29 protein-coding genes are annotated in these 26,633 nt (G+C 64.5%); 20 read left to right on the forward strand and 9 right to left on the reverse strand.

What is annotated here, in order from left to right; genetic code table 11:
- Positions 1 to 138: 138 nt before the first annotated feature.
- The 3 genes from ASF98_RS10430 to ASF98_RS10440 all read left to right on the forward strand — a co-directional run bounded on the left by ASF98_RS10430 (position 139) and on the right by ASF98_RS10440 (position 2,810).
- The gene (locus tag ASF98_RS10430; RefSeq protein WP_055801170.1) at positions 139 to 858 is read left to right on the forward strand and encodes a CoA transferase subunit A; all 720 of its coding nucleotides are present in this window, start codon (positions 139 to 141) and stop codon (positions 856 to 858) included.
- Between the two features lie 66 nt (positions 859 to 924).
- Positions 925 to 1,629: a CoA transferase subunit B gene (locus tag ASF98_RS10435; protein WP_055801173.1), complete on the forward strand. Its 705-nt coding sequence runs from the start codon at positions 925 to 927 to the stop codon at positions 1,627 to 1,629.
- Positions 1,626 to 2,810, forward strand: coding sequence for an acetyl-CoA acetyltransferase (locus ASF98_RS10440; RefSeq protein ID WP_055801175.1), 1,185 nt, complete (start codon positions 1,626 to 1,628; stop codon positions 2,808 to 2,810). The genes ASF98_RS10435 and ASF98_RS10440 overlap by 4 nt, the downstream gene beginning before the upstream one ends.
- Before the next feature lie 150 nt (positions 2,811 to 2,960).
- On the opposite strand, the gene ASF98_RS10445 is transcribed toward ASF98_RS10440, so the two are convergent.
- Positions 2,961 to 3,596 carry an ankyrin repeat domain-containing protein gene (locus ASF98_RS10445; RefSeq protein ID WP_082506826.1) on the reverse strand — a complete coding sequence of 212 codons (636 nt, stop codon included), beginning with the start codon at positions 3,594 to 3,596 and terminating at the stop codon, positions 2,961 to 2,963.
- Between the two features lie 82 nt (positions 3,597 to 3,678).
- Positions 3,679 to 4,272, reverse strand: a complete 594-nt coding sequence (locus ASF98_RS10450) for a GlcG/HbpS family heme-binding protein (RefSeq protein WP_055801178.1) — start codon at positions 4,270 to 4,272, stop codon at positions 3,679 to 3,681.
- A gap of 241 nt (positions 4,273 to 4,513) precedes the next feature.
- Between ASF98_RS10450 and ASF98_RS10455 the strand changes: the two genes are divergently transcribed.
- From ASF98_RS10455 to ASF98_RS10490, 8 genes are all read left to right on the forward strand, one after another.
- Positions 4,514 to 5,674, forward strand: a complete 1,161-nt coding sequence (locus ASF98_RS10455; RefSeq protein WP_055801181.1) for a sensor histidine kinase — start codon at positions 4,514 to 4,516, stop codon at positions 5,672 to 5,674.
- A complete protein-coding gene (locus ASF98_RS10460) occupies positions 5,671 to 6,297 on the forward strand; it encodes a response regulator (protein ID WP_055801183.1) in 627 nt (208 codons plus the stop codon). The genes ASF98_RS10455 and ASF98_RS10460 overlap by 4 nt, the downstream gene beginning before the upstream one ends.
- A gap of 84 nt (positions 6,298 to 6,381) precedes the next feature.
- Positions 6,382 to 7,437: a zinc-dependent alcohol dehydrogenase family protein gene (locus tag ASF98_RS10465; protein ID WP_055801187.1), complete on the forward strand. Its 1,056-nt coding sequence runs from the start codon at positions 6,382 to 6,384 to the stop codon at positions 7,435 to 7,437.
- Positions 7,438 to 7,577: 140 nt separating this feature from the next.
- Positions 7,578 to 8,729 carry a GGDEF domain-containing protein gene (locus ASF98_RS10470; protein ID WP_055801189.1) on the forward strand — a complete coding sequence of 384 codons (1,152 nt, stop codon included), beginning with the start codon at positions 7,578 to 7,580 and terminating at the stop codon, positions 8,727 to 8,729.
- Positions 8,730 to 8,820: 91 nt separating this feature from the next.
- Positions 8,821 to 9,138, forward strand: coding sequence for a hypothetical protein (locus ASF98_RS10475; protein WP_055801192.1), 318 nt, complete (start codon positions 8,821 to 8,823; stop codon positions 9,136 to 9,138).
- A 9-nt stretch (positions 9,139 to 9,147) separates the two neighbouring features.
- A complete protein-coding gene (locus tag ASF98_RS10480; protein WP_055801195.1) occupies positions 9,148 to 11,874 on the forward strand; it encodes a PEP/pyruvate-binding domain-containing protein in 2,727 nt (908 codons plus the stop codon).
- An 11-nt stretch (positions 11,875 to 11,885) separates the two neighbouring features.
- On the forward strand, positions 11,886 to 12,800 hold the full coding sequence (locus ASF98_RS10485; protein ID WP_055802410.1) for an alpha/beta fold hydrolase: 915 nt from the start codon (positions 11,886 to 11,888) through the stop codon (positions 12,798 to 12,800).
- 144 nt (positions 12,801 to 12,944) lie between these two features.
- Complete coding sequence (locus ASF98_RS10490; protein ID WP_013599688.1) at positions 12,945 to 13,148, forward strand: cold-shock protein; 204 nt, start codon at positions 12,945 to 12,947, stop codon at positions 13,146 to 13,148.
- Between the two features lie 123 nt (positions 13,149 to 13,271).
- Here ASF98_RS10490 and ASF98_RS10495 read toward each other — a convergent pair whose 3' ends face one another.
- On the reverse strand, positions 13,272 to 13,865 hold the full coding sequence (locus tag ASF98_RS10495) for a recombinase family protein (RefSeq protein ID WP_055801196.1): 594 nt from the start codon (positions 13,863 to 13,865) through the stop codon (positions 13,272 to 13,274).
- A gap of 737 nt (positions 13,866 to 14,602) precedes the next feature.
- Complete coding sequence (locus ASF98_RS10505; RefSeq protein WP_235505804.1) at positions 14,603 to 15,232, reverse strand: DUF4166 domain-containing protein; 630 nt, start codon at positions 15,230 to 15,232, stop codon at positions 14,603 to 14,605.
- Between the two features lie 52 nt (positions 15,233 to 15,284).
- Here ASF98_RS10505 and ASF98_RS10510 point away from each other — a divergent pair, with 52 nt between their 5' ends.
- Positions 15,285 to 15,500 (forward strand): hypothetical protein, encoded by a 216-nt coding sequence (locus ASF98_RS10510; protein ID WP_055801205.1) that lies wholly within the window; start codon positions 15,285 to 15,287, stop codon positions 15,498 to 15,500.
- Between the two features lie 1,628 nt (positions 15,501 to 17,128).
- Here the strand turns inward: ASF98_RS10510 and ASF98_RS10520 are convergent.
- Positions 17,129 to 17,788, reverse strand: a complete 660-nt coding sequence (locus ASF98_RS10520) for a hypothetical protein (protein WP_055801208.1) — start codon at positions 17,786 to 17,788, stop codon at positions 17,129 to 17,131.
- 339 nt (positions 17,789 to 18,127) lie between these two features.
- On the opposite strand from ASF98_RS10520, the gene ASF98_RS10525 reads away from it, so the two are divergent.
- Complete coding sequence (locus tag ASF98_RS10525; protein ID WP_055801210.1) at positions 18,128 to 19,264, forward strand: FAD-dependent oxidoreductase; 1,137 nt, start codon at positions 18,128 to 18,130, stop codon at positions 19,262 to 19,264.
- Positions 19,265 to 19,320: 56 nt separating this feature from the next.
- The gene (locus ASF98_RS10530) at positions 19,321 to 19,950 is read left to right on the forward strand and encodes a suppressor of fused domain protein (protein WP_082506792.1); all 630 of its coding nucleotides are present in this window, start codon (positions 19,321 to 19,323) and stop codon (positions 19,948 to 19,950) included.
- Positions 19,951 to 20,152: 202 nt separating this feature from the next.
- Here ASF98_RS10530 and ASF98_RS10535 read toward each other — a convergent pair whose 3' ends face one another.
- The gene (locus tag ASF98_RS10535; RefSeq protein WP_055801214.1) at positions 20,153 to 20,464 is read right to left on the reverse strand and encodes a hypothetical protein; all 312 of its coding nucleotides are present in this window, start codon (positions 20,462 to 20,464) and stop codon (positions 20,153 to 20,155) included.
- Between the two features lie 19 nt (positions 20,465 to 20,483).
- Positions 20,484 to 20,786: an antibiotic biosynthesis monooxygenase family protein gene (locus ASF98_RS10540; protein ID WP_055802414.1), complete on the reverse strand. Its 303-nt coding sequence runs from the start codon at positions 20,784 to 20,786 to the stop codon at positions 20,484 to 20,486.
- Between the two features lie 828 nt (positions 20,787 to 21,614).
- Between ASF98_RS10540 and ASF98_RS10545 the strand changes: the two genes are divergently transcribed.
- Positions 21,615 to 21,896, forward strand: a complete 282-nt coding sequence (locus tag ASF98_RS10545; protein WP_055801218.1) for a hypothetical protein — start codon at positions 21,615 to 21,617, stop codon at positions 21,894 to 21,896.
- A 92-nt stretch (positions 21,897 to 21,988) separates the two neighbouring features.
- A complete protein-coding gene (locus ASF98_RS10550; RefSeq protein WP_055801220.1) occupies positions 21,989 to 22,858 on the forward strand; it encodes an AraC family transcriptional regulator in 870 nt (289 codons plus the stop codon).
- A gap of 79 nt (positions 22,859 to 22,937) precedes the next feature.
- Here the strand turns inward: ASF98_RS10550 and ASF98_RS10555 are convergent, their stop codons facing one another.
- Together ASF98_RS10555 and ASF98_RS10560 are read right to left on the reverse strand one after the other, a co-directional pair.
- Entirely contained in the window at positions 22,938 to 24,011 is a 1,074-nt protein-coding gene (locus tag ASF98_RS10555; protein ID WP_055801222.1) for a DNA polymerase IV, read from the reverse strand.
- Positions 24,012 to 24,021: 10 nt separating this feature from the next.
- Positions 24,022 to 24,555 (reverse strand): dihydrofolate reductase family protein, encoded by a 534-nt coding sequence (locus ASF98_RS10560; protein ID WP_235505806.1) that lies wholly within the window; start codon positions 24,553 to 24,555, stop codon positions 24,022 to 24,024.
- A 19-nt stretch (positions 24,556 to 24,574) separates the two neighbouring features.
- Here ASF98_RS10560 and ASF98_RS25015 point away from each other — a divergent pair, with 19 nt between their 5' ends.
- The 4 genes from ASF98_RS25015 (at position 24,575) to ASF98_RS10575 (ending at position 26,631) form a co-directional block, all read left to right on the forward strand.
- Entirely contained in the window at positions 24,575 to 24,697 is a 123-nt protein-coding gene (locus ASF98_RS25015) for a hypothetical protein (protein WP_268760425.1), read from the forward strand.
- A gap of 47 nt (positions 24,698 to 24,744) precedes the next feature.
- On the forward strand, positions 24,745 to 25,140 hold the full coding sequence (locus ASF98_RS10565; RefSeq protein WP_055801226.1) for a hypothetical protein: 396 nt from the start codon (positions 24,745 to 24,747) through the stop codon (positions 25,138 to 25,140).
- Between the two features lie 30 nt (positions 25,141 to 25,170).
- The gene (arr, locus tag ASF98_RS10570) at positions 25,171 to 25,596 is read left to right on the forward strand and encodes an NAD(+)--rifampin ADP-ribosyltransferase (protein ID WP_055801229.1); all 426 of its coding nucleotides are present in this window, start codon (positions 25,171 to 25,173) and stop codon (positions 25,594 to 25,596) included.
- A 138-nt stretch (positions 25,597 to 25,734) separates the two neighbouring features.
- On the forward strand, positions 25,735 to 26,631 hold the full coding sequence (locus ASF98_RS10575; protein WP_235505813.1) for an SDR family NAD(P)-dependent oxidoreductase: 897 nt from the start codon (positions 25,735 to 25,737) through the stop codon (positions 26,629 to 26,631).
- Positions 26,632 to 26,633: the final 2 nt, after the last annotated feature.

Consider the following 26,633-nt stretch of genomic DNA (forward strand, 5'->3'; position numbering starts at 1 on the left):
CTACCGTCCACACTGTAAAAACGGCATCTTTGGCGCTGAAATCGTCCATTGACAGCCCCCTTTTCGGCACCGTAGGCTCCAACAGCAGAGGAACAGTCCACAAAGTGGATTGCGTCAAGAGCTCAATGAGGAGATGCGATGTCAAAGCTGAAATCCGGAGCGGCTGCCGCGCTGCAGGACGTACTGCGGGACGGCATGACGCTCGCCGTCGGAGGCTTTGGCCTCAGCGGCATCCCGGCGGACCTGATCGAGGCGGTGCGCGATTCGGGCGTCAAGGACCTCACCGTGGTGTCCAACAACATGGGCGTGGACGGCAAAGGCCTCGGCATCCTGATTGAGGCCGGACAGGTCCGCAAGGTGATTGCCTCCTATGTGGGCGAGAATAAGTTGTTCGCCGAGCAGTACCTTGCCGGCAAGCTGGAGGTGGAGTTCACCCCGCAGGGCACCCTGGCCGAGCGCCTCCGCGCCGGCGGTGCCGGCATTCCGGCTTTCTACACCAAGACCGGCGTCGGGACCCTCGTCGCCGAAGGCAAACCGCTCGCCGAGTTCGACGGCGAAACGTACGTCCAGGAGCGCGCCATCCGTGCCGACGTCGCCCTGGTGCACGCGCACACCGCCGACACCGACGGCAACCTGATCTACCGCTACACCGCCCGCAACTTCAACCCGGTGGTGGCCACGGCCGGCGCCGTGACCGTCGCGGAGGCCGAGGTCATCGTCGAACCCGGCCAGCTGGACCCGAACAACATCATCACCCCCGGCGTCTTCGTCCAGCGCCTTGTCCAGGCCAGCGGCCGGGTCAAGGACATCGAACAGCGGACGGTCCGGTCCCGCGCTTCCGAGCCCGTTCCCGCCTGAACCGCCCCGCCACACAGCGCGAACGAACACTTAAGCCCCAAGACTTCAAGACCCAAGGAGAACCCCATGGCCTGGACCAGGGACGAAATGGCTGCCATCGCGGCCGAAGAACTGAACGACGGCGACTACGTGAACCTTGGCATCGGCATCCCCACGCTGGTCGCCAACAACCTGCGCGACGGCGTCCGCGTGGTCCTGCAGAGCGAGAACGGCCTGCTCGGCATGGGACCATTCCCCTACGAGGGCGAAGAGGACGCCGACCTCATCAACGCCGGCAAGCAGACCGTTACGGTCCTCCCCGGCGGCAGCATCTTCGACTCCGCTGCCTCCTTCGGCATGATCCGCGGCGGCCACGTTAAGGTCGCCATCCTGGGCGCCATGCAGGTGTCCGGAGCCGGCGATCTCGCCAACTGGACCATCCCCGGCAAGATGGTCAAGGGCATGGGCGGCGCCATGGACCTGGTGGCCGGCACCCCGCGCGTTGTGGTGCTGACCGAACACAACGCCAAGGACGGCACCGCAAAGATCGTCAAGGAATGCACCCTGCCCCTCACCGGACTGAGCTGCGTGGACCGGATCATCAGCGACCTCGCAGTGTTTGACCTTGACAAGACGGACGACGGCGTCCGGCAGCTCACGCTGACCCGCCTTGCCCCGGGCGTCTCCGTGGAGGAACTACGCGGTAAGACCGAGGCCCACTTCGACGTCGCCCCATCCCTCGACGCAACCCCGATCATAGAAGCCAGCACCCTTGAAGGAGCCATCGCATGAGCCTGCGCGAACAGTTCGGCAAAGACGTCCTGCTGACCGGCTGGGGCCACAGCCGCTTCGGAAAACTCACGGACGAGACCCTGGAATCCCTGATTGTCCAGGTCGCCACGGAGGCGATCGACAACGCCGGGATCGAGCCGGGCCAGATTGACGAGATCTACCTCGGCCAGTTCAACTCCGGCATGATGCCGCTGGCGTTCCCGTCCTCGCTGGCACTGCAGGTTTCGGAGCAGCTGGCTAACGTCCCGTCCACCCGGGTCGAGAACGCCTGCGCCTCCGGGTCGGCCGCGTTCCAGCAGGGCACCAAGTCACTGCTCGCCGGCACCGCCAAGACCGTGCTGGTCATCGGCGCCGAAAAGATGACGCACGCCGGGGCCGACGTCGTCGGGGCGGCACTGCTGGGCGCCGACTACGACATGGCCGGCAAAGCCTCCACCACCGGCTTCACCGGCCTGTTCGCCGAAGTGGCCAAGCACTACGAGAAGCGCTACGGACCGGTGTCCGACGTCCTGGGCACCATCGCGGCGAAGAACCACCGCAACGGTGTGGACAACCCGTATGCCCAGCTCCGCAAGGACCTCGGCGAGGAGTTCTGCCGCACTGTTTCGGACAAGAACCCGATGGTGGCCGATCCGCTGCGCCGCACCGACTGCTCCCCCGTGTCCGACGGCGCCGCCGCCGTCGTGCTGTCCGTCTCGCCGACGGGCGGGGCAACCGCCCCGGTGCGGCTCGCCGGTTTCGGCCAGGCCAACGACTTCTTCCCGGGGGAACGCCGGGACCCCACCGCGTTCGCAGCGACGCGCGCGTCCTGGCAGCGCGCGCTGGGGATGGCCGGCGTCGGGCTTGACGACCTGGATTTCGCCGAAGTGCACGACTGCTTCACCATCGCCGAGCTGCTCATGTACGAGGCCATGGGACTGACAGAACCGGGCCAAGGTACCCGCGCCATCGAGGAGGGCTGGGTGTTCAAGGACGGCAGGCTGCCCATCAACGTCTCCGGCGGACTCAAGGCCAAGGGCCACCCCGTGGGCGCCACCGGCGTCTCGCAGCACGTCATCGCCGCGATGCAGCTCACCGGGACCGCCGGCGGCATGCAGCTGGCCAACCCGCGCCGGGCTGCGGTGCAGAACATGGGCGGCGTCGGGATCGCCAACTACGTCAGCGTCCTCGAGGCCGTCTAACCGGAGTCCTCCCCCGCCATGACCTTCTTTTGTCCACAGGCAGCGCCCGACACGCGCATGTACTCGCGTGTCGGGCCTTGTGGCCGTCGAAAGAAGGTCAGGACGGCGCTAGGCCGTCTAGCCCCACCCATGTAAGTAGCAGCAGTTGGGCTAGCCGCCCCGGATCATGGCGGCGATCCCGCTGAACCCCAGCCGCTCAGCATTTTCCAGCGCGGTGCGTCCCTGGGGATCCCGGATGCCGGGGTCGGCGCCGGCTTCGAGCAACAACCGGACCACGTCCTGCTGCCTGGGACCGCCGTCGTTGAGCAGGATGGCTTCCTGCATAGCGGTCCAGCCGAGGTTGTTCACGTGGTTCACGGGCACGCCGGCAGCGATGAGGATCCGCACGGTGTCCACATGCCCGTGTTCGCTCGCGGGGATGAGCGCCGTTCCGCCGAAGCGGTTGGTGCTGCGCACGTCCGCCCCGGCTGCCAGGGTCAGCTGCAGCACTTCGTTGAAGCCCTCGGCCCCGGCATAGAGGAACGCCGAGTCCTGGATGGGGTCCTTGGCATTGACGTTGCCGCCGGCCCGGATGAGCTCCGCAACGGCACCGGCGTCGTTGGCTTTGGCCGCCCGGATGAGCCGCTGGTCGAGCTCCGCCTGCGCCCCAGGGGGCAACGCCGGCGGAGCCACTGCCGACGGCGTTGCCGTGGGCGTCGCGGGAGTGACGTTCACGGTCGACGGCGGGGAGTCCAGCCGCTCCGGCTGTCCCGGACTCGCCTGGCAGCCAGCAAGGAAAGCTGCCATGCCGCCGGCGGCTACGAGCACTGCCAATCGGCGCCTGCTCGACGTCCTGCGCCAGGTCCTGGACCGCCCCATGAACCAGAGCCTACTTCGCGGTTCCGGCGGCCGCAGCGGCGATGGCCTCGGCGCCCGCCGTTGCGCAGGCTTCGTCCAGGGCACCGTCGGGGGCGCCGCCCACGCCGATGCCGGCCACGGACACCCCGTTGACCTTGAGCGGGACGCCGCCGGCGAGGAACAGGGTGCCGGGAAGGTCTGCGATGCTGGGGCCGTTGCCGTTGATGCGCTTGGCGAGCTCACTGGTGGGCGTTCCGAAGGCGGCAGCGGTGTAGGCCTTCTGCTGCGCCGCCTCAATGGTGTGCTCGGCTGCATTGTCGCCGCGGAGGAGTGCCTGGACGGTGCCGAACCTGTCCACCAGGGCCACCGTCACGAACGGCAGCTTGTCGGCCCGGCACTTGGCGAGGGCGGACTTGACGGCGTCCGCGGAGGCACCCACGCTGATCCGGTTCTGCGCCACCACGGTTTCTGGCGCCGGCTGGACGTCGACGGCGGGCACTGCGCCGGCAACCGCCGCCGGCGCAGCAACAGGTGCGGGCACGGCGTTGGCCGCAGCCGTCAGCCCGCCGGTCAGGAGCAGCGCTCCGGCGGCGGCAGCGGCGGCGATCTTGTTGGACTTCTTCACGGGTTCTCCTTGGATATGAGCATCAGGGGCTTGCGTTTTCCGGTGACCTCAGCGGCACTGCCCGGGTTCGTTCCCGGGCCTCGAATCCATCCTTCCGGCCGGGGACGCAGCCGGCATCCGGCAATGGTCTGCCGCAGCCTCCCCCATCGGGCTGGACGTATCAGCCAAAAGACTGAGAGACCAATAACGGCGCGGGCCCTAGCATGGTGAAGAGAACTCCTCCACCGGAACCGGACCCCGCATGCCCTCCTTACCACCAGCCCTTCGGACACCGCTGGGCCGCATTGACGCCGTCGTGCATCTTGGTTTTGCCGTGCTGCTGGTGGCCTCGGCCGTCCGGTACGTGATGCGGCACAGCCCCGCGGACAACCTGTGGGTGCTGGCACTGGCCGCTGCGGTGTGTTCGCTCTATGCCGTCGTCGCCGTCCTTTCCCAGCGCAGCCGGCCGTGGGCGGTGTGGATGTTCGCCCTGGTGGCGCTCTGGGCAGTGCTGGTGATTGCGGCACCCAGCTTCGCGTGGTGCTCGTTTGCGCTGTTCTTCCTCTGCCGGACCGCGTTCACCGGCTGGGTGGCCTACCTGGCGGGGGGCGCGACGGCGGCGGCCACGGCCGTCGGACTGTTCCGGCTGAGCGGCGGCAGCGATGTTGCCATGCTCCTGGGGCCTGTGGCCGTGGGCGTCATGCTTACGCTCATCTATGACCGGATCGAGCAGGACGCCGCCGAGCAGCGCCGGCTGCACGCCGAGGTGTCCCTGGCCCAGGGGCGGCTGGCGGCCAGCGAGCGCCGGGCCGGCACCATCGAGGAGCGCGAACGCGTGTCCCGGGAAATCCACGACACCGTGACGCAAGGCCTGGCCAGCAGCCTCCTCCTGCTGGAGGCCGCGAACCGGTCGTGGCCCAGCCAAGCCGCGCGCGACGACGTCCTCTCCGCCAGCGGGATGCTGCGCCGGAACCTGGCGGACACGCGCAGCCTGGTCCACGAACTCGCCAGCCCCGGCCTGGACACCGCGCCGCTGCCTGACGCCCTGAGCCAGGCAGCTTCCCAGTACCTCCCGGGCGTGCGCCTGCTGGTCACCGGCGAGCCGCGCGCCGTCCCCGCCGATGTCCGGCACACGCTGATACGGGTGGTCCAGAGCGCCGCAGCGAACACGCATTTGCACGCAGCGGCGGCGAACGCCACCGTGACGCTGGGCTTCCTGCCGGGCGCCGTCACTTTGGATGTGTACGACGACGGCGCCGGTTTCGACCCGCTGTCGCTGGCACCGCCGTCGGACGCCGGAGGCTACGGCCTCCGGGCGATGCGCCAGCGGGTGGAGCAGCTGGGCGGAGTATTTTCGGTGGAAAGCAGCCCCGGGGAAGGGACGATCGTGGCCGCGCAACTGCCCACGGGTGACGAACAATGAAGCCCATCACCGTGCTGCTGGTGGACGACCATCTGGTGGTCCGCAGCGGTCTCAAGGCGCTGCTGGGAACGCAGCCGGACATCGAGGTGGTGTCTGAGGCGGCTTCCGGAGAGGACGCCCTGGCCCTGGCGGAGCAGCTCAGTCCCGCAGTGGTGGTGATGGACCTGGCGATGGGTCCGGGCATGGACGGAATCGAGGCCATCAAGCAGCTGCGCCGGCAAAATGCCAGGCAGGCCGTGCTGGTGTTCACCACGTATGACTCGGATGCCGACATTGTCCGGGCCGTCGACGCGGGCGCCATGGGCTACCTGCTCAAGGACGCGGCGCCGGAGGAGATTTTCGCCGCCATCCGCGGGGCGGTGCAGGGCAAGAGCGTGATGAGCGCGCCCGTGGCGTCGCGGCTCTTCCAACAACTGCGGAACCCGGACGAGGTCCTGACACCCCGTGAGGCGGAGCTGTTGAGCCTGCTGATTGAAGGCCTCAGCAACAGGGAGCTCGGCCGGCGGCTGTTCATCTCCGAGGCCACCGTGAAAACCCATCTGGCGCACATCTATGCCAAACTCGGCGTGGAGACCCGGGCCGCGGCGATTGCTACTGCGATCCGGCGCGAGGGCATGCGCTAGCGGATCCCTGCCGCAGCCAAGCGCGCGTCCCGCAGCCGGGTTTAGACTCGGACCTGGCCCAGCACCCCATCGAAGGAGCCCACCATGCGCGCCACCATCATCCACGGCCCCGGAGACATCCGGGTTGAAGACCGGGACTACCCCACCATCCAGCTGCCCACCGACGTGGTGGTCAGGGTCACCGCGTCCTGCGTGTGCGGCTCGGACCTTTGGCCGTACCGCGGCGTCAGGCCCACGAAGAAGCCGACGGCCATCGGCCACGAATTCGTCGGCGTGGTGGAGAGCATCGGAGAAGGCGTGACCGAGCTGGCGGAGGGCGATTTTGTCATCGCGCCGTTCGTGGTCAGCTGCGGCGAGTGCCCGCAGTGCCTCAATGGCGTCACCGTCGCCTGCGACCACCTGGCCGGCTGGGGCGGCCGGGATGACACCGGGCACAAGATCGACGGCGGCCAGGGCCAGGCCGTCCGGGTTCCGCGGGCGGAGAGCACCCTGGTCAAGGTTCCGGGTGTCACCGAGCCGGACGCTGCGCTCACAGCCAACCTGCTGACACTGTCCGATGTCATGGCCACCGGCCACCACGCGGCACTTGCGGCCAAAGTCGCACCGGGCCGCACCGTTGTCGTGGTGGGCGACGGCGCCGTCGGACTTTGCGGTGTCCTCGCGGCCAAACGGCTGGGGGCAGAGCGGATCATTGCCATGTCCCGCCACGCGGACCGGCAGGCGCTGGCCCGCGAGTTCGGCGCCACGGACATCGTGGAGGAACGGGGCGACGACGGCGTGGCCAAGGTCCGCGAGTTGCTGGGCGGAGTGCTGGCCGATTCGGTGCTGGAATGCGTGGGCACGAAGGAATCCATGGAGCAGGCGCTGCACTGTGTCCGGCCCGGCGGGGCGCTGGGTTTCGTTGGCGTTCCCACGGGCGGAGCCGAGGTCACGCTGCGCTACCTGTTCGACTCCAACGTCTCCATCGCCGGCGGCATGGCTCCGGCCCGGACGTACATCCCCGAACTGCTGGCGGATGTGCTGGCCGGAGCCATCAACCCCGGCCGCGTCTTTGACTCCGTGATGCCGCTGGAGGAAGCGCCGGAGGCGTACAAGGCGATGGATGAAAGGCGCGCCGTCAAGGTGCTGCTGACTCCCTGATCCGGCCGACGGCCCGCACGCACTTAACAGGCGCGACGCCGGCGCTCCGCCGGTGCCACCGAATGCGATACTAAGTCTGCGTAGTGTCTCGGGCCGCGTGCCGTCCGGGACGTCGCTTCGTTGCGAGCCGGGGGAACTGAATGCAACTCGACACCTTAACCCTCAGGGTTGCCTTCGCCATTGTCGCGTTCACGCTGGCGCTCCTGTTCTACTTTGCCGCGTACCGGAGCACGCGGTCCCCGTACAGCGCCTGGTGGTGCGTGGCCCTGACGCTCTTCCTCGCGGGATCCGCTTCCTACCTCTTCAACGGAACACCGCACCAGGTGTGGGCCAATCCGCTGGGGAACTGCCTGCTAGTGGCCGGGGCGGCGTGCGTGTGGGCCGGTGCCAGGTCCCTGCGGGCTTCGCGGCCGCGTTCCTGGCAGCTGGCGGCGGGTCCTGCCGTTGTGACCGTGTCATCAGCCTTCGAAAATCCGGGCGTGAACATCTGGGCTGGAGGCGCCGTCTTCCTCGCCCTGATGAGCCTGATGCTGGGCCTTGCCTCGCGCGAACTCTGGCGGCTGGAACCGGGCTACTCCAGGGTCCGGATCCCGTTGGCCATCGCCGCTGCCTTCTTCTCGGCCTACTACTCCTGCCGGCTGATCGTGTATCTCGGCGAAGGCCCGGACGGCCGGATCTTCGTGACCTATTTCGGCTCGGCGGTCACCACCCTGGTCACCATGGTGCTGCTGGTAGTGGTGTCCTTCAGCATGGCGGCCCTAAGCAGCGAACAGCAGACGCGCGCGCTGCGGGCCGTGGCCACCCAGGACGGCCTCACGGGGCTCCTCAACCGTGCGGCGTTCCTGGATTTGGCCTCCGATGAGCTGCAGCGGCTGCGGCACACCCGGGCGCTGGGCTCCCTGATCCTGGCCGACCTGGACCATTTCAAGGCGGTCAACGATACCTACGGCCACGCTGCCGGCGACACGGCTCTGCAGTCCTTCGCCGCCGCCTGCAACGGCACGGTCCGCTCAACAGATCTTGTGGGACGCTACGGCGGCGAGGAGTTCATCTTCCTTCTGCCGGGTGTGAGCCCGGACCGGGCAGAAGCCATCACAAAGGAAATCAACCGGCATTTGAGGGCAGTCCGCGGTCCCGACGGTTCCCGGATGCCCACGGTCAGCTACGGCATCGCGCCCATCGGCCACGGCCCGTCCGGGCTCGATGAGCTGATCGCGACGGCGGACGCCGCCCTCTACGAGGCCAAGTCGCAGGGCCGCAACCGCACGGTCCGGGGACTCCCCGCGCCGTAGCCCGCAAAGTAGGGCACTTGTCCCCTTTGCGCGCCCCGCCGCGGGGTCTAGCGTGATCCGCATCAGCATCCACCGCCGTCAAGGAGCCGTCATGGCCGGGTTTGTGCAGATCATCCAATTCCAGTCGTCCCGCATCAAGGAAATTGAAGAGCTGGGCCGTCCGTCGAGAACAGAGGGCAGCACGACGCCCACGTTCCGCCGGATTGTTGCCACCTCGGACCGGGACCATCCAGGGACCTACTTCACCATCGTCGACTTTGATTCCTTTGACTCGGCGATGGAGAACTCCGGCCGCCCGGAGACGTCGGAGTTCGCAGCGAAGATGGCCGCACTGTGCGACGGCCCCGTGATCTTCCACAATCTGGACGTCATGTGGGAGGACACCGGAGAGGATGCGGACAACAGCTAGGAGCAGGGCATGGTTTCGGTAAACCCCTGTCCGGAACCGGACGACGCCGGCGGCGGCGGGAGCCTTGTTATTGAGCTCGGTGAGCTGCCTTCTGGGTCGCTGGCCCTGGTGGGCGGCAAGGCCCTGAACCTCGGAAAACTCGTGGCGGCCGGCTTTCCGGTTCCGCCTGGTTTCTGCCTGACGACGGCGGGTTACCGGATGGCCGCGACGGCGGAGCTGGACGCCATTGCCGCCCGCCTGGACGGTGCCGGCCCGGACGGCGCCGCCGGGCTGTCGGACGGGGACCGTGACGAACTCGCGCGGCGTGCCCGGGAGACGGTGGCGGCAGCACCGGTGCCGCCCGACGTCGAGGCCGCAGTCCGCGGAGCCTACGCCGCGATGGGGAACACACCGGTGGCGGTGCGGTCTTCGGCCACCGCCGAGGACCTGCCGTTTGCAAGTTTTGCGGGGCAGCAGGACTCCTTCATGGACGTCGCCGGTGCCGATGCCGTCGTCGAGGCCGTCCGGCGCTGCTGGGCCTCCCTGTGGACCGACCGTGCGGTGGCCTACCGCACTTCGAACGGGATCAGTCACCGCGAGGTGGGCCTCGCCGTCGTCGTTCAACAAATGGTCGACGCCGGCATCGCCGGCGTGATGTTCACCGCCAACCCGGTGACCGGGACGCGCACCGAGACCGTCATAGACGCCGCTGCCGGGCCGGGACAGGCGGTAGTGTCCGGCGCCGTGAATCCCGACCATTTCGTGGTGGACACGGCATCGGGCCGGAGCCTGCAGCGGCCGGATGGCACGGCGCCCGGCCTGACCGAGACCCAGCTGCGCGAACTGGCGTCCCTCGGTGACGCCGCCCAGCGGCTTTTTGGCGCACCCCAGGACGTGGAGTGGGTGATCGACCCCGGCGGCAAGGCCTGGCTGACCCAGTCGCGGCCCATCACCACGCTGTATCCACTGCCGGACGACGACCCGCTCGGCGGACAAGCCGGAACGGATGCGGCCTCGGGCGCGGCCGGCGCCGCATCCGGCGCGGATACGCGCGTCTACCTGTGCGGCACGCTGCTCCAGGGACTCACGCGCCCCATCACCCCGATGGGGCTCTCGGTCCTTGGACTCATGCGGGGCAACAAGGGTCCCTGGAAGTACGTGAACCCGGGATTGCGGATGTACATCGACCTGACACCGATCATCCGCAGCAAATCCGGCCGGAAGGCACTGGTGAGGATGCTGCCGCTCGCGGACGGAAGGTCGGCTGCCGTCTTCCCGTCGCTGCTGGAGGACCCGAGGTTCAACATTGTCCGGCCGGTCCGCAAAAGATCGGACCGGAAGGCCACTCCGGGCCCCGCCAGGACGGAAGCAAAGGGCAGCGAAGGAACCCAGAGCCTGGGCCTGATGGCAGGGCTCGTTCCGGCGATGACCCGTACGCTGCTGTGGCCGGACGGGGAACTGCGCAGGGCCCGCCGCTTCCAGGACCGCCTCGAAGCCCGGCTGACGCTCCCCCTTCCGGCCTCTGCGGCGAGGCGGCTCCAGCACGCGGAGGACGTCCTGGGAACCGATGTCATCAACGGGTTGATCCGGGCCACTCTGCCGGGTCCGTCCGTGGGGTACCTGATGCTGGCCGCGGCCCGCAGGCTGCTCCGCGGGATTGCCCAGCCGCGCGAACTTGAGGCAGTCCTTCGGGGGCTTCCGCATAACGTGACCACCATTATGGACCTGGAACTATGGCACCTGGCGGTCTCCCTGGGCCGGGACCCGGAAGCGCGGCGGGTGTTTTCGGAGCTGCGGCCTGACGGGCTTGCTGACCTCTACCAGGCGGGCACGCTGCCAGCCGCTGCCCAGGACGGGCTGCGGAAGTTCCTGACCAAGTACGGCCACCGGGCCGTGGCGGAGATCGACCTGGGGATGCCGAGGTGGGCTGAGGAACCGGACCATCTGTTGGGAATGATCTCGAACTACCTCCGGGTGGAGGATCCCGAGCAGGCGCCGGACCGCCAGTTTGCGAGGGCCGCCGATCATGCGGAGGCCCGGATCAGCGAGCTGGTGGAACGGGCCGGGAAGAAGGGCCGGCTGCGTGGGCGACTCGTGGCGCTGTGCCTGCGCCGGGCACGCCAGCTGTGCGGCCTGCGTGAATTGCCCAAGTTCTACATCGTGATGGTGCTTGCGGAGATGCACCGGCAGCTCACGGCCGTGGGTGCCGAGCTGGCGGGGACCGGCACCGTCGCGGACGCCGGCGACGTGTTCTTCCTGGACTTCGATGAGTTGCGGGTGGGCCTGCGCGGGGCCGACCTGAAAGGAATCGTCGCCAGCCGCCGTCGGCTGTACGACGTCGAATTGCGGCGGCGGCGCGTGCCGCGCCTCCTGCTCTCGGACGGCACCGACGTCGAGGCAGCCATGATGGCGGCGGCTTCCGCGTTGCCCGGGACCGCGGCGCCGGACCGACTGTCAGGGACGCCAGCGTCCGCAGGCACCGCCACCGGGAAGGTCCGGGTCGTGATGGATCCGGTCGGGGCTCATCTGGAACCCGGGGAAATCCTGGTGGCCCCCTCCACTGATCCCGGCTGGACGCCGCTGTTCATGACAGCAGGCGCACTGGTGATGGAGATGGGCGGCGTCATCTCACACGGGGCGGTGGTGGCCCGCGAGTACGGCATCCCCGCCGTCGTGGGTGTTGCCGATGCCACCGGTCGGCTGCGCGACGGGCAGACCGTCACCGTGGACGGCGCGGCCGGAACCGTAACGTGGTGAGGCTCTTTTCCATGGCGCAGGAGGAACCCCGTTCCGCCGGTGGGGTTGCGGATGACGCAACGCAGAGGGACGCGGAGATCCGCGACTGGGACTGGGCAGTCCTTCCGGAGGGTTCGACGAGCAGCCGCTTTGCAGCACCGAGCGGCGGCCTGGCGATGGTCACTATGGGCAAGCCGCAGAACCCGCGGGTGGTGCTGGTTCCCGGGGCCACGGGCTCCAAGGAGGATTTCGCCGTGATGATGCCCGAGCTCGCCGAGGCCGGGTTCTACGTGGTGAGTTACGATCTGGCGGGCCAGTATGAATCGGCAGCCGCCGGCCCGGAGAACCTCGTCCCGTCCCGGAGGCACTATGACTATGAGCTCTTCGTCAACGATTTCATCGCTGTTCTGGAGTCTGGCGAAGGTCCGTCGCATGTGGTGGGCTACTCCTTCGCCGCGATCCTGGCGCAGATTGCCTACTCGCGGCGCCCGGAGTTGTTCCGCAGCCTCACGCTCCTTAGCTGCCCGCCCCTGACGGGGCAGTGTTTCCGGGGAGTCAGCAGGATCGGGCGGTTCACCGGCTGGGCCAACGGCCGGGTGGGGGCCGCGATGATGATCTGGGGCATCCGCAGGAACGTCAACAAGGTCTCCCCCAACCGTCTGCGGTTTGTCCGGAACCGGTTCCGGATTACGCGGCGGCAATCCGTCCGGGACATCTACGAACTGATGAAAAATGTCCCGGACCTCCGGCCGGCCATCGCCGCCGCCAATGTGCCGAAATTCGTGGCCGTGGGAGAGCACGATCTTTGGCCGCTAGGGCTGCACCGCCAGTTCGCGCAGTCGATAGGTGCCCGGATTTTGGTCTACCGCGGAGGCCATAGCCCGTCCGAAACGTCGCCCCACCAGTTCGGCCGGGACCTGCTGGCCATGTACGCCGCGGGCGGCTGACAGAGACACAAAGTGTCGCAAGGGCACTTATACCCTTGCACGTAATGCGTCCGCCCCGTACGTTGGGGACAGCGGGGGACGTTCTCCGCTCTGCGGGCCTCCGTGTCTGCAGAGAAAATCAGAGTCACATAAAGGAATGCAGCCATGGCAACAGGCACAGTTAAATGGTTCAACGCCGAAAAGGGTTTTGGCTTCATTGCCCCCGATGACGGATCAGCTGACGTTTTCGCCCACTATTCGGCGATCGCAAGCAGCGGTTACCGTTCACTGGATGAGAACCAGAAGGTCGAATTCGATGTGACCCAGGGTCCGAAGGGCCCGCAGGCAGAGAACATCCGCCCTCTCTAAAGGCTTAGGGTAAAGGCGCCGGCGCCCAGCCGGCCCACCCTGCACCAACAACAGCCCCTCCGAACCATCCGGTTCGAAGGGGCTGTTGCGTTGGCAATCCCGCAACTCCCGGAGGGCCGGCGGTTAGCGGGCCGGTCCTGTCTTGTGCCTGGCGCGCTGTACTGCCCGGTACACCGTGGACCTGGCCACGGAAAAGAGCTCTGCAAGTTCGCCCGTGGTGTGTTCGCCGGCGTCGTGCAGTTTCACCAAATGAGCCTCCTGCGCAGGTGACAGCTTGGGCTTCTTTCCGCGCAGGCGGCCTTTGGCTTTCGCGATCTTCATGCCTTCGCGCGTGCGGGCACGAATCAGGTCGCTCTCGAATTCAGCCACCATGGCCAAGACATTGAACAGCAGTTTTCCGACCGGGTCAGTTGGATCGTGCACCGATCCGCCGATGCTGAGTTTCACATTCCGCTGGGCAAGCTCGTCGACGATCTCGTGGGCGTCACGCACCGACCTGGCCAGGCGGTCCAGCTTTGTCACCACGAACGTGTCCCCGTCCCGGCAGGCCGCCATCGCTTCACGGAGGCCCGGACGGTTCCGGTCAGTACCGGTCAGCCCGTGATCCACGTAGATCCGGTCCGGAGTGATCCCCAAGGCTGCCAAGGCGTCGCGCTGCGCCGTGAGGTCCTGCTGCTCCGTTGACACCCGCGCGTAGCCGACCAGCAAAGCGGTCATGCGCAACAGTGTGCCACGCGACGTTTAGGTGGACCAGATAGGTCACCGTCACCGGACGGGTCTTACGGCGGCGTCTCTCCGCAGGACTGCGTTTGTGCTGGTGAGGGGTGGGTCCGCCCGGAGGAGGACCGTCTAATGGGACGGTTTGAACGGGCGGGTATGCGAGAAATGTTTCGCTGTGTTTCGTGAGGTGGTGGGCCCGCCCCGGGTGCCCGGAAGGGTACCTCGGGTTTTGAGAGCGTTCCCGAAACAAACGCTTCAAGTCCATTCTGTCTGCGCATGTGGCCCGCTAAACTCGCTTGTACTAACGAGGTTGGGGGAACCGAAATGAGTACGCCTATGGTGCCGGCTCGCACAGCAACTCGACGACCAAACAAACTGGCCCTTGCGGCCATCATTTTCGCCGTCATCGCTGCCTCAGGATTCTGGGTATTCGGCGTCGCGGTTCTCGCTGTTTTTGCAGTCGGGGCCGGACACGTTGCCCTCAATCAGATCCCTCTGAGAGGCGAAAGTGGCCGTGGGCTAGCCATCGCTGCCCTGGTCATTGGGTATGGCATAGCCACGCTGGCATTGATCAACACTCTGGCGTTCATACCAAGCGCGGTCCAGCAGATCTCAATGTAGCGCTGCGGCTGACGAGCCTAGCCGCCAGCCTTGACCCCAATTCCTCGGAACAACGGCGTGGACTGTCCCGAAAGGGATTCCTCAAATGGGTCGTCTGTGCCGCGACGGGACTCCTATTGGCGGCTTTCTTCTCTATGTGGTTTTAGGTGCTCTGGGAAATCTTCATCCGACAGGCGGGGAAATGTGCAGGAGAACTCGCCCCGGTATCCAAACAGGAAGCCCGTGACCGGGTTCCGCACCTGCATCTGGATGGTGTAGACGCCACGGTCGTCATCGAAGCTTTCATAAAGGTCTGCGGTGCCAGTCAAGGCCGCAGGGAAGGTGAAACCTATGACACCTTCGTAAAACCGCTGGGCTGTTGACTGCAGGTGCAACGTTCCGTCGGTGAGAACTTCCAGTTTCAGGTCAGTAGCCAGATGTTGGTGCGTTCCGAGGTAATCGACAACCGCGCCACGTTGAGGGCTGTAGATCATGGTGGCATCGAAGCGGCGTCTCCTGGCCCGGGGCAGCTCGAGGGTCCGCACGAAGGTGACCGTGGGTCTGCCGAAACCATCAACGTACGGATAGTTCTCGATAGTGAACGGGATGTTCCGTCCTTGGTCGGGGAAGAGGATGTTGCGGAAGGCCCCCAGACGAAGGAACGGAACTGTCCACCATGCGCCACAGCGGACTTCCGAGAAGACCCCTCGGCCTACGCAGGCATATCCGCTGTCTATGTCCACGCCGAAGCGCTTCTGGAGCATGGGGTGCAACTTCCGGAAGTCTTGGCCCAGGGCTAGCTCGAAAATCGAAGGCATGGTTACTCGTCTTTCGTCCCTGACTGAGCAGCAATTCTTGGTGTTGAAGGTGATGGCAGCGCATCCAGAGCTGATGGGGCACGACCAAAGTGCGCATCAGATGGCGCCCGGCGGCAACGTCCTGCCCGAGGCACTGTCCAATGCGCCGGGAGAGCGGATGCTGTCAAAAGGGCAGTACCAGCCAGAAAAGCCCAACCTGTGTTTCTGCCGTTAATTGCTTTGTTGAGCAGAACGCCGGCGCTTACGGCACCACCGGCTCTCACTGCCGCATCAATAATCCAGCGGTTACGGGAGTCGCCGGGGTCAATATCGGATTCTGCCCATAGACGCAGTCGGTCAAAGCTGAGGGCAGTGGCCCATCCCAAAGCGGGCCGGATGAGCCTGGCGTCAAAGGCCTTCCCTACGATTCCCATTCCCGGCCGGTAGTTATACCCGGTGATAAAACGCACGCCATCTTCCGTGGGGATGTAGCGCCAGTACCCCGATCCTGCCCCGATAGGTGACAAAGCATCCGAGGTATCAAACTTGAGCACTGACGTCGCCTGCCCATCCTTGCGATACCGGTGACCTAGCGAGGTCCCGGTCCCGCGAATGGTATGCCATGGCAACCAGAACTCGTAGCGAAAACGAACAGGTTCACCTTGCTGGTCACCGCCCATCGGGACGATGCGGGAAAAACGCAAATCCCAGCGAGGATGGAGTGCCAGGTCCTGGCTCAGCACCCACACCCGGTCCATGGAAGCCCGAATCCCAATCTCTACGAAGATCGGCTTGTGCTTTCCCGATGTTTCTCGGTTTGCGCTTTCCCCCATTCGAGAATCATAAATGGCAGTCGAAGCGGACAAGGTGCATGCATTCGGTGGCTTACTAGCCTCGGCCGTTCAAATGTTTTCATTGATTCCCTTCAGTGGGTTGAAACTGTCGCGCTGTAGGTTCGGCCGGTGGAAGGTCCTTCGCGAGTAGGTCAATGCTGGTGCACCACTGCCACGACGTCGCATAAACGACTTACAACCTCAGCGACGCATTAGCAGGGGGCATAACATTTGCTCGGCGTCTGGGGAGAACCCCACCGGATCGGATTCATGGCCACTTCAACGAACATCGACCAAGAGCTCCTCTCTCTATTTGCGCCGCCTCATGATCACGAACGCGCTGATTCCCAGAATCACTAACATGACGGCGGAAAAACCACGACGAACAGAGGGTCAAGTCCCACTCCTCCATAGCTGGGAGAAAAATTCTTCACATGTACTCCTGCCTCTTGTGGTGTGCAGCTAGTTATCGTCTGAGCGCTCAGGGAAGCGTTCGGGATGCTTAGGGTCTCTGCCGCGTTCGCGCCAGTACTCATCGCGTTGCCACAATGAAAACCGAGTCGCCCAGATGATGAATATGATCGTGCCAACGGCAAGAATTGCCACCTTGCCCCAAACCCACGGCTCGGGCTCAATGGGTAGGAAGTTCAGAATAATCATTGCCAAGGCCAAGGCTGACCCATAGTAGGTGAGGCGGCGGAGCCTGCGCCTCAGCTCAGGGCTTGCGCTGACCGGAGGCTTGCCCGTCGGCTTTCGTGGGGATCGCTCTGGCATGAGTGTACTGAACCACAAGCGAAAGCATTCCGACAGGGCCCATACCAGTTGATCCTCCGGCCCCGCGTAGATGCCCGGTAGAGGTCGCAATCGCTCTCCGCAACCAATTCCTGGCAACAACTAGCCTCACTCGTCGCATGACCAATATTCGGCCCGGTCAGGGTTGCAACCCTATGGGCTGCTCTCTCCTGGCTATTTTCGCCAGACGTCCTGATCAACCATTTTTCGGCCCCAGTCGGGGTTCGGCTTTGGAACATTAAAACGGCGCGTTGCCCGGGGCTGCCCGCTCCGCTGTGTGGGCCAGGAACCGGCCCGCCCGCCGGAAGTCACGGACGAGAAACCCTACCCCGGCCGCTATTACTCCCACACCAATTGCCATCAGCCAAGCGAACAGACTGTCACCGCGGAGAGCTGAGTTCATGACTTGGGGAATGAAGATGAGAGGATACAACGGCGCCAGAAGCAGTTGCGTGGCGAGGCCCTTTCGTAATTGCACCGCGGCGGCCCGGCTGACTGAAAGATGTTCCGGATCGATGGGTCCCTTCCCTGCGATCTGACGACGGACCTGCTTCTTTTCCTCGTTTTCCAAGGAAAGAAGCACATCAATCCTCCCGAACTTTACTGCGGGTGCCACTTTCTTCGCGTTGTGGACCAAGCCCCCAATCAGGGCGCCTAGAAATCCAAGGAGAAACCCGAAGGTTAGGAAGGTCGGCAACCTCTCCGGTGTGCCCGGGAAAGCCAGGGTTGCGCCGATGGTCCCGGCCGCGACCAGGATGAAGAATCCGGCAGGGATATAGCGGGTGTAATAGGTTTTCACGGCCTCGCCCAGGCCGTTGTCCTCGACGCCCTGCGCTCTTCTCTTCGCGTCTGCCCAGCGGTCATTGGCCTCCGCCATGAGATCGTCAATACCGCTCATCGTCTTCTTCTTCCCCGAAGCACAAACGCTGACAAGGCGCCCCTGAAAACCTGCTGATGCGTCCTGTGCAGATCCTAGCGCCCGGAGGACTAAGGGACACGTCTCCACAGCGACTAGGTTCGCGACAGGGTTTAACAAACCAAGGTTGATGCCGGCCTCATCGGCACCCGCACAACCAGTTAGATGCCCGCTCAATGTTGCTATCTCTCTGAGCGACCAGTTCTCGGCAACAACTAATCCCACGAGTCGAATGACCAGTTTTCGGCCCGGTCAGGGTTGCCGACGTGGAATCCCCAGCGATGCGGACTTACCTCTGGCGTTGAGTGCTTGAATGAGGGCATGGTGGATCGCAGCGTACTGCTCTCCGGCGGCGGCATTGCCGGCTCGACCGCCGCGTACTGGCTGGCGAAGTCCGGTTGGTCGGTCACAATTGTGGAACGAGCGGCCGACACACCATCTAGCGGCAACCCTGTCGACGTACGCGCAGGAGCGGTCGCTGTTGCACGGCAGATGGGCATCTGGTCGCGCCTGGAGGAGGCTGCCACCGGTGTCGAGCGCCTGGTCTTCGTCGGCGCCGACGGGCGGCCACAGGCCACGATCCGCACGCGCCAGCGTGTCGACCGCCACGAGGAGGTCGAGGTCGCACGCAATGAACTCGTCGCCCTGTTGCTCGAGAAGGCCCAAGAGACAAGTCTCATCATCCGGGACGACTCGATCACCGCTTTGCACCAGGACGGCGGCGGAATCGACGTCGAGTTTCAGCGGACTCCTTCCCGTCGCTTCGACCTGGTCGTCGGAGCCGACGGACTCCACTCCACCGTTAGGCGCTTGGCGTTCGGCCCCGAAAAACGTTTTTCCCGCCCGTTCGGCATGTTCGTGGGCACCGTGCGCGCCCCTGCACCGATCGAGGATGCGCGCACCGTGCTGTTGTACAACGAACCGGGAACCTCCTTGACCATCCATCCGGCCGGCGGGAAGCCCGGGTTCGCATTCATCTTCCGGGGACAGCACGATTTCGACTACCGCGACGCGGACCAAGGCAGACGCCTCGTCGAGTCCACCTACGCCGGCGGCGGATGGTTCACCACGCTCGCGCTTGAGAAATGGGGCGCGTCCGACGATAGGTACTTCGACGCCGTCACCCGCGTGGACGTACCGCAGTGGACTGCCGGCCGCGTGGTGCTGCTCGGTGACGCGGCGAGTTGCATCTCGTTGTTCGGTGACGGCTCCAGCAGCGCGATCGTCGGGGCCAAGACCCTCGCCGACGCGATTGCCGCCCACCCGGACGACCACACCGCCGCTTTCGCTGGCTATGAACACACGCACCGCAAACACATCCGACCGCTACAACGGCGCGCCGGCATCGCATCGCGCCTCCTCGTACCCAAGACCCGATCGGGCATCACGATGCGCAATGCGGTGTTAAACGCGCTCCCCTTTCGGAACGAGCGACGAGCCCCAGATTCGCAGCGATAAGTGGCGGACTATTCGCAGCGCTAAATGTCACTTGGCGACCGTTAGTCGATGGTTAGATGGAACTCATGGGGAGCATGTCGGTGGTTGAGGAGCTGCGCGAGCACTACGTTGCAGTAGTCGGATCTGAGCCGGAGTACCACGATATGCGTACGCGCTCAGGGGAATCTGTGGGCGTCTTCGAGTGGCCAAAAGGTACGAGCCGGATGGGCGTCCACCTCTATGCTTCGGCTGGCGCCACCCGCCATGGCCCGGGAGCCAGACAGCACGCCGTTGAGCTCTTCGTGGGAGTGAAGTCCGGTTCCGAGGCGGTAAAAGAGGCGTTCGCCAACATGGTTTTGAGCGTCCTCAAAAGCAACACAGTGCCTCAACACGGCGTCTTTGTGGCAGGCAATTGGAAAGTCATAAAGGGTCGGAAATTCACGGGATGGGTGCTAACCGAACGTCCCGATGACCTGATCCCGGAACTCCAGCTGACGAACGGCCGGCACGTCGTGTTCCTCGACGCCTTGCCGGTCTTTCCCGAGGAAGCCGAGTACAGGCACGGTAACCGATCCGACGAGCTCTTCGGAATCTGGGAAGAGACCGGCGTTAGATCCTGGGACCTGGACAGAGACTTGCCAGCGGGGATAGAAAGACGCTCAATCCTTCGCTGGCCCTCGTGGGCACTGCGCAATGAAAGACCTTGATAACTAACCTGTGACCCGACTCCCTTAGGGCATCGATATGTGCGCCCGTTGTGTCTGGCCTCGTAGCCCTTCGGCAAACTTTAGGGAGGACGTGTGGGTCTGTGGGACTACCATCCGAGTGTCAGACGCAGTGGTGCCCGGCAGCATGTCCAACGTCCAGAGGATTGTCGCAGCCATGAAAGCAGAGCACGGATTCTCCGCGTCACGACACTGAGAACACTTCAAGCGTCTTGGGCCACACGACCACATAACGATCTCCATCGGCCGGCCTGTATGCCGCCCGTACGCCGACCCATCGTGGGTCAGGGCGCAGCGATGTCATCGCGTCCTGAAACGCTTCGAGTGGTCGGTCGGTGTGGACGAAGATGTTCATCTCGCCGGCATCGAAGTCGTGGCCGTCCACGAAACCGTGTGCATCCGGGAGGTCTGCCTCAAGCAGATCCTCCATCGAGATGAGCGCATCAAAGTCGGCCTCAGAGGTAACTGGCCATTGCAAAACGAGGATGTATTTCACATCTGCCCCCTAAGGCTTTCTATCGAGGAGCAGAGTTCACGAGCTCGTAGTGTTCGACCAAGGGAAACGGTTCGTAAAATCTGTGCAGTAGCTGCCGCCACTGCTGGTACTGCGGGGATCCCCTGAAACCAACGGTGTGGTCCTCCAAACTGTCCCACTGCACGAGCAGCAAATAAGTGCTGGGAGTTTCGATCGAACGCGAGAGCGATAACGAGATAAAGCCTGGCGTCGACGCAATAATCGATCTAGCCCGGTCGAACGCTGCCTCAAAATCTTCTTCATGACCGGAAATGACGGGAAGCAGCGCGTGCTCGGTAATCATTAGGCAAGTCTCGCAGGTTCGCATAGATCGTTAGTTAGGAACACTCCACTCGGTCGGCCATGATGGAGAATTCATCCTGTTGATGGCATTTGGGGCGGTTCCTATGACCGCGACTGCCCAGCTAACCCGACACCCGTTACCCATCCTGCCGTCTCACGGAGGGGGTGCTTTCGCTGACAGAGGCATCCATCTTGGCGCTGCGCGCGGTTCGTCGTGAACCGAATTGTCCCTGGTGGCCATCACCGAATGTTTTTTTGCACTGACTGTAACTCCAAGCGAGGTTCCGGAAATTTAGTTACCGAGCGGGACATTCAGCCCGCCGTCACAGATATTGGGGGTTATAACAATGAATTCCAATCGCGCCGGAATCTTCACGGCCGTCAGCATGGCGGGTTTCGCCGTCGGCCTTGTACTCGCCGGATGTGGGCCACAGCCAGGAACCGGCCCTGCCGCCGCCTCGAACGTGACCGTGAACGACACGGCCGAACCCACACCAGCGCTAGCATTTCTGTCAGCTGCGGCACCGGCGGCCTCTGCCGCCACTGCGGTATCAGGGTCAGCGCTGCCCGCTTCGTCGGCGAAGCACGCATCTCCAGCACTGAAGACCTTCACTTTCCCGGACGGACACATCTCCTTCGCCTATCCGGAAGCATGGACGGTGCGAACCGTGCTCCCCCCCCCCCCCCCCCCCCCCCCCCCCCCCCCCCCCAAGCGATCGTCACTGACAGCGGAGGCAATGATCTGCTCTCCCTGGGAAATGGCTTGACCGCTGGTTGTACTGGCGGTCCCGTATCGCGTCGGGTGTTCGATCAAGTGGCTGTTCCTGGAATGGCTGCACCGGACGGCGCCGAGCCCGTTTTCGGCTTCGTCGTGGAGTCCTACGGTGATGGCGACGCCTACTTCATGGGGCTAAGCGATCCCCGTTCACTGGCGCAAGGTGAGGGCGTCTCATCGTGGTGCAATCTCGTTTCAACGGCGAACGGCGGCCTGAGCACCCGAGTTCTGTTCAATGACCCTGCCTTCCCAAACAGGGGCGCAGCCAGAGCCTGGATGGCAACTGACCAATACGTCCAACTCAAGGCACTGCTGATGAGCCTGGCCTACGCCTGACCTCGCGTCGACCGACGACTGATCTTTTCGGGCAGGCATTGTCGGGTCAACGGGTCGGAGTCTCCGTACCGTAGTAAAGGAAGGAGGCAGCCGTGCAGGAATGGAACCGGGCTATCGAGCTCATCGAGGCTGACCTTGCCTCGCAGATCGACGTTGGACGTCTGGCACAGGTGGCTCTCACCTCGGTGTACCACTTTCGGCGAATGTTTGCCTCACTCGCGGGCTTGCCATTGTCCGAATACATCCGGCGCCGGCGGCTGACGGCAGCGGCAGCGGAAATTGTCGCTGGCCAGGCCGTACTGGACGTAGCGATCCGGTACGGGTATGGGTCGGCCGAAGCGTTCACCCGGGCTTTCAAATCCATGCACGGGCTCACTCCGTCACAGGCGCGACGCCCGGGCGCCGTGCTCCATTCACAACCGCAATTGAGATTCCATCTTCGAATCGAAGGGAGTGCCGACATGAAGCACCGCATAGTGAAGAAGGACGCCTTCCGCCTTATCGGGCTCAAGACACGTGTCCGGCTCATCTACGAGGGTCCGAATCCGCTAATCGAAGAGTTCGAGCGGAACCTGGACCCGACGGTGAGGCCGCGACTGGCACAGTTATCGGACACGGAGCCGTTCGGACTGCTCGCTGTCACCGAAAATCTCGAGGACCCGGGAACAGAGGGAAGCGAATTGGATTACTGGCGCGCTGCGGCATCATCACGGACGGCGCCGGTCGGATACGACTCTACGGATATCCCGGCCGGGCTATGGGTTGTGTTCGAGACAGAAGGCAAGTTTCCCGAGGTCCTGCAGCATCTTTGGGCTGACGCAGCGGCCGAATGGTTCCCCGCGAATCCATATCGCTGGGCGCCCGGACCACAACTGCTGAGCGTCCAGTCGGAACCAGACGGCTCTAAAGGCCGCGGCCAACTATGGATCCCCATCGAAGCAATCACCACCGATACCAGATAGCTGCATTCGGGGAAACGTTCCGGTATTGGTTGCTTCCGCGAAGGGTTCATTCGCGGAAGTAAGGAAAGGAGCGACGCCGTCACCAGCCGCCGCGGGTCGGCGTATGTCCCTTTCGGGCATCATCGGGCATGGCCATTTCGGCCCGCAGGCCCAGGAGCCGGATCGGACGGCCCGCTTCGATTCCGGCCGCGAGGTCCAAAGCCCGCGCGAGGATTTCGTGCCGGTCGAAAGTCTCGGGGATCTTTTTCGCGTGGGTCTTGGTGGAGAACGGCGCGTACCGAACTTTGAGGGTTAATCCGATGACGGGCCGCCCTTCAGCCACAACATCCTCAAGGACGCGCGCTGTCAGTTCCCTGACGGCGTCGTCCACCTGGGCGGGCTCGGTCAGGTCCCGCTGGAAGGTGGTCTCCCGGCTATGCCCGCGGGCAACCCACGGGGTGTCGTCCACAACGCTGGCGCCGTCCCCGCGTCCGAGCTCCGCGTACCAAGGACCCATCCTGGGGCCGAACTCCGGGACCAGGTCTTGGGGGTCGCACGCGGCGAGTTCGGCGACGGTGTTGATGCCGAGTCTGGCCAGCCGGCCCGACACTTTGGTTCCGACGCCCCACAGATCCTTGGTGGGCCGACTGCCCATGACCTCCAGCCAGTTCCCGGCGGTGAGGCGGAAGACTCCGGCCGGCTTGCCGAAGCCGGTGGCTACCTTGGCCCGGACCAGGGTGTCGCCGATGCCCACGCTGCAATGCAGCTGCGTCCGCTCCAAAACAGCGGCCTGCACCTGCCGGGCGTAGGCTTCCGGATTCTCTGTCTCAATGCCTACAAAGGCTTCATCCCAACCCAGCACCTGCACGGTGGCGCCGGGCTGCGAACGCAGGGTAGCCATCACCGTTTCAGACGCCGCGAGGTACGCCTCGTGATCGACGGGCAGGATCACGGCGTCGGGCACTTTCCGGGCCGCAATGCGTAAGGGCATTCCGGAACCCACGCCGAACGCCCTTGCTTCATAGGATGCGGTCGACACCACAGCTCGTTCCGTGGGGTCGCCCCGACCGCCGACAATGATCGGTTTGCCCGCAAGCTCCGGCCGCCGGAGCACTTCGACAGCCGCAATGAACTGGTCGAGATCGACGTGCAGTACCCACCGGATTCCGCTCACTCCTTGGCGCTTATTTCTTGATCTCGTAGCGCAGAAGTACCACGCCGTTTTCGAACGGGGTGGCCTCAAGCAGCCGCAGGTCTTGCCAATCCTCGAAAATGCGTTTTCCCTTGCCGCGTGACGCCGGACAGACCAGCATCCGGACTTCATCGACGACGCCGGCGTCCATCAGTGAGTGCATGAGCCTCAAGCTCCCCCAAAGCCAGATGTCCTTGCCGCTCTCCTCCTTGAGCTCCCGGATGGTGGCGGCCGGGTCGCGCGTTAGGGTCGCGGCGGGAAAGTCACCCCATGGCGCGTCAGCCAGCGTCGACGAGGCGACGAACTTGGTCAGGTTGTTGAGCTTCTCACCGTATTCACCTTGTTCATTGGCAGATGGCCAGTAGTCCTTGTTCTGGTTGTAGGTATTCGCGCCGAGAATCATCGTGTCGACAGAGTCGATGAACCCCATCAGGCTTGCCTTGAACGCCTTGTTGGTGGTCTCGGAAAACGCCTCCCCTGACACGAAGCTGAGCCCGCCGTTCTCCTCCGCGGCGATGTTGTCCACGGTGACCCACTGCTGAACTATGAGTTTTCGCACGGCGCCAACTGTAGCCCGCTGGCGCGCGATCAACGAGCCCCAAGTCTTCGGGCTGGACGGCATCCGAGCGGACATCGAAAGCGATGAAATCGTCTGGTCGAATGCCTAAAACCGTGCTTTCGTTGGCTTAGACGCAACTCCACTTTGGGGGGACACATGAGATACCGCTCGGATCCGAAAAGTGTTCGCCAGATCCTTGCCTTCTCGCTCACGATTGCAGCCTCCCTGGTGCTACTCCTGGTTCCTGTGTACAGCACAGCGATAATTTCGAATGACGGGCCAGACCAAGTCACTGCCTCAACCCTGCTCGAGAACGTAGGACCTTACGTCTTTGTGCTGGTGCTGATCCCCGTCGCTCTGACCGGCCTGCCTCTCCTAGTGAGGGGACCGGCACGGATGCCCGCATCCGTCGCGACCACCGTTGCCCTCACCATCTTCACCCTGCTCGCTTCCGCAACCATTGGCTGGTTCTACGTGCCCGCCCTGGCGGCCGCGCTGGCCTCCCTCACGACCCCGGCCCAAAAACCGTGGCATCAGCCGTCGGCGAGCTAGAGTGGTAGCCCAACTTCGAGGAGGGTGTGCATGGACAACGAACCGCTGTCGTCTGAGGCCAAGGATCCCGGGCCCTTCTACCACGGCACGAAGGCTAAGCTGAAGCCGGGGGACCTGCTGGAACCCGGCTACAGTTCGAATTTCGGGGAGCGAAAGCGGGCGAACTTCATCTACCTGACCGCAACCCTCGATGCGGCTACTTGGGGAGCGGAACTCGGCGTGGGCGAGGGACCCGGCAGAATCTACCGTGTGGAACCCACGGGCCCCTTTGAGGATGACCCCAATCTGACGGACAAGAAGTTCCCGGGCAACCCGACGAGGTCCTACCGCACCCGAGCGCCGCTGCGAGTGGTTGACGAGATCCTGGATTGGCAGCCGCACTCCCCCGAGGTGCTTCAGAACATGCGGAACCACCTTGAAGAACTCAAGCGGCTTGGCATTGAGGCAATCAACTGATTCAACGCTGGTCAACCCGACTGTGGTGTGCTGTGATGTGACCAGTCGAGACGGAGGGCCTAAAGCGCCCGGCGGCGATAAGGCGATGCCGTGACGCGGCGACCTAGTTGGCAGGACAAGCCTCAGGAGGCGATGACGATGGCTTCCATGGATGGAACCGTGGCGCTGGTGACGGGGGCGGCGAGCGGCCTGGGAAAAGCCGTGGCAACCGGACTTGCCCGCGAGGGCGCGTTGGTCGTGGTGGTGGGGCGCTCAGGGGCCCGGGCCGAAGAGGCGATTAAGGGCATCCGCCTGCTCGTCCCTGACGCCCGGCTTGAGCCGCTGACCTGTGACCTTTCAGTCCAGTCCTCAATCCGTGCGGCGGCCGCCGAGTTCCTGTCGCGCCATGACCGGCTCGACGTGCTCGTCAACGCAGCGGGCGTGTTCCGCAAGGAGCGGCATGTGACCCCCGACGGGCTCGAACTGACCTTCGCCACCAATGTGATGGCCTACTTCCTGCTGACCAACCTCCTGCTGGACGCACTCAAACACGCCGCGGCCGTACCGCCAGGAGACGGCGGAGTTTCGGGCCGGCCGTCCGGGGCCGCGCGCACGTCCCGCATCGTGAATATCGCGTCCAAATACGGCAACACCAAACTCAATCTCGACGACCTCCAGACAGCCAAGGGCAGGTACAGCTACCTGCGCTCGACCCCGCCCACAATGCTGGCCAGGGTTCTGCTCACCCAAGAGTTCGCTGAGCGCCTGCACGGCTCGGGCGTGGTGGCGAATGCCGTCCATCCGGGACTGGTCAAGAACACATCGCTGCTGCTCGACGTCGGGGGCCCCTTTCGCTGGATCACGAACGCGCTCGGTGCGCCGGCTGAAAAGGCGGCAGACACAGCGCTTTGGCTCGCCACCTCTGGGGAAACGGCGGCAGTCTCCGGCAAGCTCTGGGCAAAGCGCAAGGAGCTCCCGACGCCAGGCATGGGATCGGATCCCGAAGTCCGCAAGCGCTTGTGGGACGCCTGCTCGCACCTGGCCGGACTCCCGTGAAA

It is taken from the genome of Arthrobacter sp. Leaf337 (assembly GCF_001423745.1).
Classification (GTDB): Bacteria; Actinomycetota; Actinomycetes; order Actinomycetales; family Micrococcaceae; genus Arthrobacter.